This is a genomic window from Streptomyces sp. NPDC107498 (genome assembly GCF_055582805.1).
Genome location: NZ_JBVJPE010000060.1, coordinates 1 through 1,702, shown reverse-complemented (window position 1 = coordinate 1,702; position 1,702 = coordinate 1). Strand labels below are relative to the sequence as shown.

General features: G+C 72.4%; 1 protein-coding gene. It reads right to left on the bottom strand.

Features of this window, described 5'->3' with window-relative positions:
* Positions 1-232: 232 nt before the first annotated feature.
* The coding region (locus ACZ66Z_RS36680; protein WP_469940313.1) for an FG-GAP repeat domain-containing protein at positions 233-1,702 on the bottom strand (1,470 nt) is incomplete at its 5' end.

Here is a 1,702-nt window from a genome sequence, read left to right as displayed (position 1 = left end):
CCTCGTCCGTTTTACCGACTGTGAGTGTGTGTGAGGCCTTGATGGGCTGGCATTTCACGTGCCGTACATGCTCGCGGCGGCGGCCCTCGCGCTCCTGGTCCTCCTCACCCTGGCGCCGCGCCGCTTCCCGGTCCTGGAGGAGGGGGAGCGGCGCGGCGCGGACGGCTGAGGCCGTCACTTATGATCGGTCCGGATCGGTCCGGACCAGGGTCCACGTCCGGGAACGGGCCCGTCAGAAGACTTCGTTGTACCCGGACACCTCGGTGAACACCTGGCCGGCCTGCCGCGGCTTGAACGGGGCCCGCCAGTCGCCCGTACCGGCATAGAGGAACGACTCCGAGCCCTTGGGGCGGGCGAGGAGGTCGGGGTGGCCGTCCTGGTTGACGTCACCGACGCCGATGAGGCCGGCGTAGGTGCCCCAGCCGCTGCCGATCCGGGTACGGGCGGCGAAGGTGCCGTCCCCCTTGCCGAGGTACAGCCACAGCACCCCGGCCCTGTCCCTGGCGATGAGGTCCCCGGCGGGGCCGCCCGCGAGATCGCCGACGGCGGTGATCTGGTTGTAGATCCCCCAGCCGGCCCCGATCCTCTTGCGCGTCTCGAACGGGCTGCTGGCGCTGCCGGTGGACTTGTAGAGCCAGAGGACACCGGACCTGTCGGTGGCCACGACGTCGGACCGGCCGTCACCGGTCAGGTCGCTGCCGCCGCCGACCTGGTCGTAGGTCTGCCAGCCGCCGCCGACCCTGACCCGGCCGAGGAAGGGCTTCGCCGGGTCGCCGGAGCCCTGGTAGAGCCAGAGCACGCCGTCCTTGTCGCGGGCGAGGGTGTCGGTCGTGCCCGTCCCCGCGATGTCGCCGACCGACTCCAGCCGGTCGTAGCCGCCCCAGCCCCAGCCGACCGGCGTCTCGTGCGTCTCGACGAGCGCTCCCCACTGCTCGTCGTAGTTCGCCTGGGCGACCCAGAGGCGGCCCGAGGAGTCCCGCGCGAAGATCTCGGGGTCGATGTTGCCGCTGTAGTCGTGCGCCGTCGGCTTGCGGACGAGGGTGATCGTGCCGGACGCGCGGGCGGACCTGCCGACGCCGTCGAGGGGCACGGCCTCGATCTCCCAGGTATACGCGCCGCTGACCCCGGACAGCCAGGGGGACCAGGGGTCCTCGCCGTGCCAGGTCCAGCCGACGGTGTCCGGCCCCAGGTCAGGGTGACGGCCGCCCGGCTCCCAGATCACGATCTCGTTCGACGCGCCCGTCCCCGTGTGGGTGAGCTTGAGGTACACCCGGGTGTTCTTGCGCGAGAAGCGCCACCGCAGGTCCACCGCCTTCCGCCGGTCGAAGTCGGCCACCGCGGGAACGTCGGCGCCGAGGTATCCGACCGAGGTCGGCTCCCCGGTGGCGGCGACCTGCTCGGCGACGGGCCGCCCGTCCGCGCCGACCGTGACGCGGTAGAGCCCCTCGCCGTGCTCGTGCGTGCCGCCCCGGACCAGCACGGAGCCGTTCGGGCCCGGGACGAGCGACGACATGTGCTCCAGCAGCTGGTCCCCGTAGTCCTCGGGGTCGGTCAGCGACCGCACCGAGAGGGGCCGCTGCACGTCACGGCGTGTGTCGTGCCCGAGGACGTAGGGGCGCGCGGTCAGCAGCCAGTGGCCGACGAGACCGTACTGGACGAGGCTCTCGTGCGGGATCCGCCGCGTCTCGGTGCTTCCCCGCGT